Genomic DNA, 7,510 nt, shown 5'->3' with positions numbered 1-7,510 from the left:
TAACCTTCATGACGGATTGACTTATGACCCGAGGCCCCTAAGTGCTGAGGCTAGACAATAAGAAAAGAAGCAAAAAGGTTCGCGAATACCGCGAACCTTTTTGCTTACTTTACATTCTGTTCCGTGCGCGCTTGCCATGACATGACTTCATCTTCCTCATCAAACTCAATCGTGACATCGACGACACCTTTTTCCGCCATGATTTTTTCTTCAAGACGATCCTTAATATCATCGGCAGCGGCAACTGTTATTCTTGGGTCAACCTCAATTTCTAATTCAACGTGCAGATCTTCGCCCTCTTTAATAACGGTTATCCCTTGAATATCCTTTACATCAGGATCCTCCATCACGAGGGTGCCGATTTTGTTTTCCATTTCTTCATCTGCTTGGCCAAGAACCCCAGCAGCATTATCCAAAAAGACCCTGCCGACAACAAATAACATCATCGCGCCAATTAGCATGGAGGCAAGCCCCTCTATTTGGTGAAATGCAGTGAAATGGGAAATAACTACTGCCAAAATTGCCAGCAATCCGCCCAAAGTTGCCACCAGATCCTCCATGAAAACAAGCTTCGTTGCAGGTTTAGCTTTTCCCAAGTTGGCAAAACTTTTAGTAAACACTTGAAGTCCGCTTGCCTCTTCTTCGATTTCATGTAAAATCTCTTTCATTGCCTTAAATAAAACGAACATTTCTAAAAGAGTGGCAACCGCTAAAACAAGTAAATTAACAATAAACCCACCAGATTCGGTTGGATGAACCACATGGTGATATCCTTCTTTTATGGTCTCGAATGCCATAATTCCAACAATCAACACAGCCCCCAACAGGACGAGGTTCACTAAGCGGCCAAACCCGTTTGGATACTTCTCAGTTGGTGCCTTTTTACTTAAGGCAGACCCAATAAACACAAAAAACTGGTTAGCAGCATCGCCAAGACTGTGCATCGTTTCAGCAAACATGGCCACATTGCCCGTATACATAAAGGCTACCCCTTTAATAATCGAAATGATTGTATTAATTATTGCCGCCAGCATGGCTGATTTATTGCCCCGTTTTAATAACTGCGATATTTCTCCCATCGTATCCTCTTTTCTTAAGTAAGCTTTTCTCTTCTTAATATTTTCTTAAATAACCAACTTCATTATAAATAAACCTTAATGACAACAAAAGGAAATTTTTCCAACAAGGTGATCAAAATGGTGAGAGGATGAAATTTACAGGGCCCTATCATTCGATAGGGCCCTTCCTATTTAAACGTTATTCAGTACCAAATATAAGCGGTTATTTCGGTTTCCTTGTTCTTCCTCAGCGACTAAATCGTATTTTTTAAGCAAATGGAACACTTCGTTTAAGATGTCCTGGGTATGCTCTTTTTCAAAGAACTGATTAAACAATGGCTCCATCTCTTCTGGAAGAAAGGCTGCTTGTGATTCATATTTAGTTTTTACATCTTCATGGGTATGATTTAGCTTACATTCGCTCATCTGATTTCCCCCTTTTGGTTAATATCTCTAGTATAAACAAAAAAGCCCACAGCTGGGCTTTTTATTTAACCTTCTTACTCTCGGTCACCTCTAAAACATCCAAAAGGAAAACAAAGACGGGGATCCCAACAATTAACCCCCATACACCAAAAAAGTGCTCTGAGAAAATCAAAACGATGAATGTATAAAAAACAGGAAGATTGGTTTTTGAACTCATTAAATTTGGATTTAATATATACGCTTCGATGCCATGAATAATCATAATCGCAATACCGACGTAAAGAACCGTCACCAACCCGCCAATACTATAAGCAATGATTGTCAGCGGTATTAACGAGATAATAACACCTGCAACAGGGATAAGTCCCAAAACGAAAATCATAATGGATAATCCGCCAAGCTGTGGGAAATCCAAGATCCATAAAGCAATAGTTGTTAAAATACAGTTCACAACAGCAATAATCAATTGTGCTTCAATTACTTTACCAAACGTACCAACGAACTTTCGAGCAAAAAATTCAATTTCTGAGTAAACGGGTGCAATTTTACTTGTTCTAAATTTCTTTGTAAAGTCAATTAAACGCAGTTTTTCTAATAAGAAGAACAAACTCAGTAATAGCGCCAATAAAACTTGCAATCCAATTTTACTAATATCCGTAAAGTACTTTAATACAAAAGTAAAGCCCTGCTCTAAGTAACTTGAGATTTTAATTTCTTCCATTCGACTAACAATATAATTCAGCACAATGTTATCATGCTTAGCCGTATAAAAAGCGGTTAACTGCTTGATTAATGCCGTAATTTCACCTGCAATCATTGGCAGGTACATGACCAACCCATACGAAAGCAGACCAACAATACTCGCATACGCAATGACAACGATCAACTTTCGGTTAATCGGTATTTTTTGTTCAATGAATTGCACTAAACGATCCATTAAAAACGCAAATATGAACGTAAGCAAGATTAAATTTATCATAGATTTCATTGCATAAATAACAAAGGCAATGAAGACAAAAATAGATATTCGCTTGAAACCTGTACTGTGCAAAAGTTTATTGATCATAGGCTATTATCGGTCCCCATTATATTCACTATAATTCACATGAAAATATTTTTTAGCAATACATTAATTATACCAAATCTCCTGGTATATTGTCTTATTTTAAAATTGGACAGGAGTAGTTGTGTTTTCAATTGGTCTGCCTTCAAAGCCTTCTTTCTTTAAATAGTCTAAAAGTTTAGGCAAATGAGCAAGTGTTTCCTTTCGCTCGTGTAAAAGAATGACAAGCGGTCCGTTATGGTGTTTCATCTGTTTTATTTGCTCTATAACATTATTGACATAGCGCTTATCCTTATAATACCAATCTTTACTATCTATATTCCAATCCCACATGATATACCCTTTTTCCTTAACAGCCTTTTTATACTCGTCTGTCATGTTTGGCGCACTGCCATAAGGCGTTCTCATGATAAATGAATTGACACCTGAAACTTCCTTTAAGGTGTTTCGATTTTGGTTTAGTTCACTGAGTACGGATTTTTTTGATTTATAAAATTTCTTTTGACTGTGGGATACACTATGTAGTCCAACCGTTTCTCCTGTCTTGGTCATTAATTTTACCGCTTCAGGGTATCTCTTAATATTCCCATCTATCATAAAGAAGGTAGCTTTAAATTGATACTTTTCAAGTAGTTTGATAATGTTATCGGAAAATGGAGCTGGGCCATCATCAAATGTTAAATAGACAATTTTCTTTCCACTTGTGCTTAGTTGTTGTGTATTTTTGGGTTTAGACGGAGCTGCATTAGATTCCTTTGACGGTGATTGAGAAGTAGTTTTATCTTTTGTGGTGGGGTGTGTCCCCGTATCAGTAGTGTGATTGTTTGGTACCTTACTAGTCTCTCGTTCTTGCTCGTTTCTCCAGTGCACTGCTTCGTTTTGCTGTTTTTGCATTCTTTCTTTTTCCAACTTTGCATCGTTTGTGTTTTGCACAATGGTTTTTGCGCTCACATTTTTTTCAACAGGCTGATTCGTAACCTTATTTTTTGGGTGATTATTAGATTCACTGCCTGCTGCTTTTGCTTGAAAATAATTACTGACAAATATTCCTGCAAACAAAAAAGTAACAACAATGACGGCAATTAACGTCCCCTTCGACCAACTGCTTTTAAGATTCCCCATTGATCAATCCCTCTTTGATGTTTATTATTTTTCTACCTCCATTATAGACGAATTATTGATCAAAATGTTACCAATCTATGAAATTATTAGATATAAATTCCTTTTGCTTTAGCGATGCTTTGAATCGGTGGTTTTGTTTCATTTTTCTTCATAATTTTGGTATATAACTCCCATTGACAATGATTCTCATTATCTTTAATATTAAATTAACGAGATTATCTGAAGGGGGATTCAACATGTTTAACATGCTATATGGGTTGAAGGATATTCACACGGTTATTTCTAATCATCGTAAAATCGGCGGTGCGGCTGAAGCTGATTCGATTCGGTTATTATCAGGTGAAACCTACCTAAACCCCGTGTTTACTAATGTTGATATCTCAAAAGGACACTATGTTTCTGTAGGATTTATTGACCAAGATGGTGCAAATGTGATTGCACATGTTGACCAAATTGCTGTTATTAAAGGCTTACAGCATAAATTAATTTGCCAGCTTAATAATACTTACATTAAACAGTACTTACTGCATGATACATTGAAATACTTACAAAAGCTATGTGAAGTGAATGCTGGTTTTGTTACGAGCTCATTCAAAAAAGAAGCGTTGAAATTAGTGCGTGATATTAGTGTGAAAGAATTGAAAAACCACAATATCTCGCTTCCATTCCCTGTTGAGGATAAATTAGTTCAGTTGTTTGCATAAAGAGAACGCGGTCCGCCTTATGGTGGACCGCGTTTTTTTGTTTAGGTTCTGTTTAACGTGCCTGTCGATTTCCGCTCCAATCAACATTGTGCCAAATCAACAGTGAGATTTAACAAAGCCTTTGTTTAAAGAATGACGGCTTGGCAAGCCAATCGATAGCCGTTGTTTAATTCATCGCCAAGTTTTTTATGTTCTTGTTCATTTGGTTTCGAAAGACTTGGGCCTTGCAGAACCTGGACTGTACATTGTCCGCAAGTTCCTTTTTGGCATTTATATTTGATTGCCTGTCCTTGCTTTAAAGCTGCATCTAGTAATGTCCCTTCAGCAGGTGCGATTTCAAATTGATTCCGGCCTTGAATGATGAATATTTTTTCAAGGTGCGTTATGACTTTACCGGATTGGTGTTTAGCTTCTCTTTTTTCAACAACAGAGTGAGTGGGATAAATCCGTACAGGCGCAATTTTTCCAGGAATGAGCGAGCCTACTGTAAAAACTCGATTATTCACCTGATTAATCCCCGATTGCCTCTAGTGTACAAATGGCACCTGGGCGCTTAATTCTTAATACCACGGTTTCATAAACACGGAAAGGATGATTCATCCCTTCCTGACCCATATAAGCTGTGTCAAAATCCTCTGATACGGCAAGATCTAAGTTATTCCGCCCGGTGTTAAGCAGCACACCTGCTCTTCCTTTTAAAACCGGAGATTGGAACACTCCATCTGTGACAAGTTCACGGACATGTTCAATTTCTAATACATTGGTGTCTTTATGAACCCGGTGTAAAAGCGAGTACAGTTCTGGTGATAAGATCAGTGCAAACGGTCCATGATGATTCATTTCAAGCAGCTTGTTCCGTGCATCGACAATATCCTGAAAGGCTGCTCCCGATTCATACCATTCTCCAATTAAGTGCGTCAGCCTGCCTTGAACATTCATTAAGCCGGGGATATCAAATTCTTTAGCTCCATGAAAAATCATCTGATCTTCAAGATTGGCAACGTCACGGGCCGCATTGGCTGCTGGTGAAAAATCGATTGGGATATCGAGGACCTTGGTTTGTTCAATATCGCGCCAATAGAGGATGAAATCCTTATAGAGTAAAGGAATGGTATGGTTTACTCGCTTGCTTGTTTCGAAGGTGGTATCAAAGGATCCTTGGATGTCCATTTTCGCTTCTTGATTTTCGATAAAGATGTCATTTGAGATACTTTGCATTCCTCGTCCGAGCGGGCCATATAGTTCGATAAAACGCCTGCCAACTAGTTGTCTGCGTGCTGATTCAATGACCGTTTTGTCTAGTTCGGCAAATTCTTGATCTGTTAATGGTGCATCCGGAAATAATTGCGATTTGTTCATGATTCTATCCTTTCGTGTTTAAAGTGGTTATTTTTTCGGATTGGGTTAGTATGAGGGTTTTGATTTATTGATGTTGGGTGTTTGGATCGGAATCAGCCGATTTAATTAGGAATTCCGCCAATTATTGCGTTGATTCCGCCAAGTCTAAGATTAATTCCGCCAAACTTATGACGGATTCCACCAAGTTCGAAATTTATTCCGCCAAACACCAAATTTCAATCAAAATCTTATGTAAAAAATGCCTAGATTAAACTCCCCACAGTAAATCCTTTTTTATATTTAGCCGAAGACACAACTGGGTCAGCAGATGAGGTGTTAACTGACCGGTCTAAGTGATCATGATCGTGATCATGATGGGCATGCGGGTCGATGTAGTCATTATCGAACCGTTTATTAATGTCGATCAACATCGCTTTAACCTGCTGATAATCCTCGTAAGATACCTCCCGTAATTGGTTCAGCATGGTGCTTCGTTCCTCGTCAGTAAAGCGAAACAGCGCTAAATCTAGATGTTCCACAAAATTATGTAATCCGAATTTTTCAAGATTTAACTCTTGGAGAAGACGATTAAATTCATTATTAGTCGGTGCAAAATCCTTCTCGTCCTTTTCGTTTTCAAACTTGCTGATAAGCGGTATCAGCTCGACTAAACGAGAAAGCCGCTGCTCCTCTTCCTCAAAAATATGATGGTAATAAAGTCGTTCATGGTCATCGGTTGCGTTCTGAATGACCGGATCCAGCATATTCATAAACTTTTCAATTGCATCTTTGGTGGTTGTAAAAATTTGATAAAAAATCTTGAGTTCCTCTTTCATTTTAAGCACCCCTAGTTCCTTAACTATTGTCATTATTGACGCTAGCATCCGCTTTTAATACCTAGTTAGCTGTAATTAGTTACGAATTGTAACAATTCTTGGACCGCACAATACAGTATATTCGAGAATAACTCTTCTCCCTTGAAACATAATAAATATGGTTATGCCAATACTTTTAGGAGGAGATACAAAATGATGCAAAATCCGCAGGGGACGACGCACCAAAACATGCATACAGGATCTGTACCGCCACAAATGAATCACGGTGGCCATGAACTTTTCGACTTACATGAAGTCTTATCAGGCGCAATAGGAACCATGAATTCCTATTTGTTATATCGTCAACACGTAAAAGATCCAGAATTGATGGATATTCTGGACCGCCAATATCAATTTATGCAGGATGAATACAACATCACTGTGGAGTGTTTCAAAACCGGACAGGATCCTTCCAAACCGACAGGAAAATATATGATGAAACAAGGCAATGATTGGGTCTATGGGATGAAACCCTCCCAGCCAAAAAAACCTTGGCAATCTGCATCGGAGATTAATGATGAATTCATTTCGAGCTGCATGCTTGCTTCCTGTAAAACTGGGGCCTCAGCGAAGACAATGGCTGCATGTGAGACAACCAATCCGGTAGTTCGCCGCGTCCTCGCCGACTCTGTTCCAAATTGTATTGAAATGGCCTATGAAATCTCGATTTATCAAAATAAACATCATTACTATCAGGTACCGCAGCTTGCCCAGCAGGACATGAATCAACTTCTTAACGCCTTCGCCCCTGCACAAGGAATGCCGCAAACTAACAATATGAATATGAACAACATCAATCATTAGAATGAAGACCAGATAAAATAAGAAAAAAATCTATCCTTCCAATTCATTTTGAAATGAAAGAAAGGATAGATTTTTTATACTAAATATTATAACGATATTCCCATAGGTAATGTATGGAAT

The 7,510-nt window shown here is 38.3% G+C and carries 9 protein-coding genes; 2 read left to right on the top strand and 7 right to left on the bottom strand.

Annotated features, from left to right (window positions below; all coding sequences use genetic code 11):
• Nucleotides 1–104: 104 nt before the first annotated feature.
• The 4 genes from V7137_RS18815 to V7137_RS18800 all read right to left on the bottom strand — a co-directional run bounded on the left by V7137_RS18815 (nucleotide 105) and on the right by V7137_RS18800 (nucleotide 3,669).
• Nucleotides 105–1,079 carry a cation diffusion facilitator family transporter gene (locus tag V7137_RS18815; protein WP_335699494.1) on the bottom strand — a complete coding sequence of 325 codons (975 nt, stop codon included), beginning with the start codon at nucleotides 1,077–1,079 and terminating at the stop codon, nucleotides 105–107.
• Between the two features lie 171 nt (nucleotides 1,080–1,250).
• Nucleotides 1,251–1,484 (bottom strand): hypothetical protein, encoded by a 234-nt coding sequence (locus tag V7137_RS18810; RefSeq protein WP_335699493.1) that lies wholly within the window; start codon nucleotides 1,482–1,484, stop codon nucleotides 1,251–1,253.
• 61 nt (nucleotides 1,485–1,545) lie between these two features.
• Nucleotides 1,546–2,550, bottom strand: coding sequence for an AI-2E family transporter (locus tag V7137_RS18805; RefSeq protein WP_335699492.1), 1,005 nt, complete (start codon nucleotides 2,548–2,550; stop codon nucleotides 1,546–1,548).
• A 99-nt stretch (nucleotides 2,551–2,649) separates the two neighbouring features.
• Nucleotides 2,650–3,669: a polysaccharide deacetylase family protein gene (locus V7137_RS18800; protein ID WP_335699491.1), complete on the bottom strand. Its 1,020-nt coding sequence runs from the start codon at nucleotides 3,667–3,669 to the stop codon at nucleotides 2,650–2,652.
• Nucleotides 3,670–3,905: 236 nt separating this feature from the next.
• On the opposite strand from V7137_RS18800, the gene V7137_RS18795 reads away from it, so the two are divergent.
• Entirely contained in the window at nucleotides 3,906–4,373 is a 468-nt protein-coding gene (locus tag V7137_RS18795) for a hypothetical protein (protein ID WP_218347665.1), read from the top strand.
• A 125-nt stretch (nucleotides 4,374–4,498) separates the two neighbouring features.
• On the opposite strand, the gene V7137_RS18790 is transcribed toward V7137_RS18795, so the two are convergent.
• The 3 genes from V7137_RS18790 to V7137_RS18780 form a co-directional block, all read right to left on the bottom strand.
• Complete coding sequence (locus tag V7137_RS18790) at nucleotides 4,499–4,879, bottom strand: 2Fe-2S iron-sulfur cluster-binding protein (protein WP_335699490.1); 381 nt, start codon at nucleotides 4,877–4,879, stop codon at nucleotides 4,499–4,501.
• Nucleotides 4,880–4,883: 4 nt separating this feature from the next.
• On the bottom strand, nucleotides 4,884–5,732 hold the full coding sequence (locus V7137_RS18785) for a family 1 encapsulin nanocompartment shell protein (RefSeq protein ID WP_335699489.1): 849 nt from the start codon (nucleotides 5,730–5,732) through the stop codon (nucleotides 4,884–4,886).
• A gap of 242 nt (nucleotides 5,733–5,974) precedes the next feature.
• On the bottom strand, nucleotides 5,975–6,547 hold the full coding sequence (locus V7137_RS18780) for an IMEF encapsulin system ferritin-like cargo protein (RefSeq protein WP_335699488.1): 573 nt from the start codon (nucleotides 6,545–6,547) through the stop codon (nucleotides 5,975–5,977).
• A 195-nt stretch (nucleotides 6,548–6,742) separates the two neighbouring features.
• On the opposite strand from V7137_RS18780, the gene V7137_RS18775 reads away from it, so the two are divergent.
• Nucleotides 6,743–7,390: a spore coat protein gene (locus tag V7137_RS18775; protein ID WP_420490151.1), complete on the top strand. Its 648-nt coding sequence runs from the start codon at nucleotides 6,743–6,745 to the stop codon at nucleotides 7,388–7,390.
• Nucleotides 7,391–7,510: the final 120 nt, after the last annotated feature.

This window comes from Neobacillus drentensis (assembly GCF_036962765.1).
Lineage (GTDB): Bacteria > Bacillota > Bacilli > Bacillales > Cytobacillaceae > Neobacillus > Neobacillus drentensis_C.
Note: the sequence above shows the minus strand (reverse complement) of the source record. Positions and strands in the feature narration are given on the sequence as shown.

What these genes read in the sequence shown, in the direction of transcription:
- V7137_RS18780 (WP_335699488.1), bottom strand. Translation starts at nt 6,547, where the DNA reads ATGAAAGAGGAACTCAAGATTTTTTATCAAATTTTTACAACCACCAAA.
- V7137_RS18785 (WP_335699489.1), bottom strand. Translation starts at nt 5,732, where the DNA reads ATGAACAAATCGCAATTATTTCCGGATGCACCATTAACAGATCAAGAA.
- V7137_RS18810 (WP_335699493.1), bottom strand. Translation starts at nt 1,484, where the DNA reads ATGAGCGAATGTAAGCTAAATCATACCCATGAAGATGTAAAAACTAAA.
- V7137_RS18795 (WP_218347665.1), top strand. Translation starts at nt 3,906, where the DNA reads ATGTTTAACATGCTATATGGGTTGAAGGATATTCACACGGTTATTTCT.
- V7137_RS18800 (WP_335699491.1), bottom strand. Translation starts at nt 3,669, where the DNA reads ATGGGGAATCTTAAAAGCAGTTGGTCGAAGGGGACGTTAATTGCCGTC.
- V7137_RS18815 (WP_335699494.1), bottom strand. Translation starts at nt 1,079, where the DNA reads ATGGGAGAAATATCGCAGTTATTAAAACGGGGCAATAAATCAGCCATG.
- V7137_RS18805 (WP_335699492.1), bottom strand. Translation starts at nt 2,550, where the DNA reads ATGATCAATAAACTTTTGCACAGTACAGGTTTCAAGCGAATATCTATT.
- V7137_RS18775 (WP_420490151.1), top strand. Translation starts at nt 6,743, where the DNA reads ATGCAAAATCCGCAGGGGACGACGCACCAAAACATGCATACAGGATCT.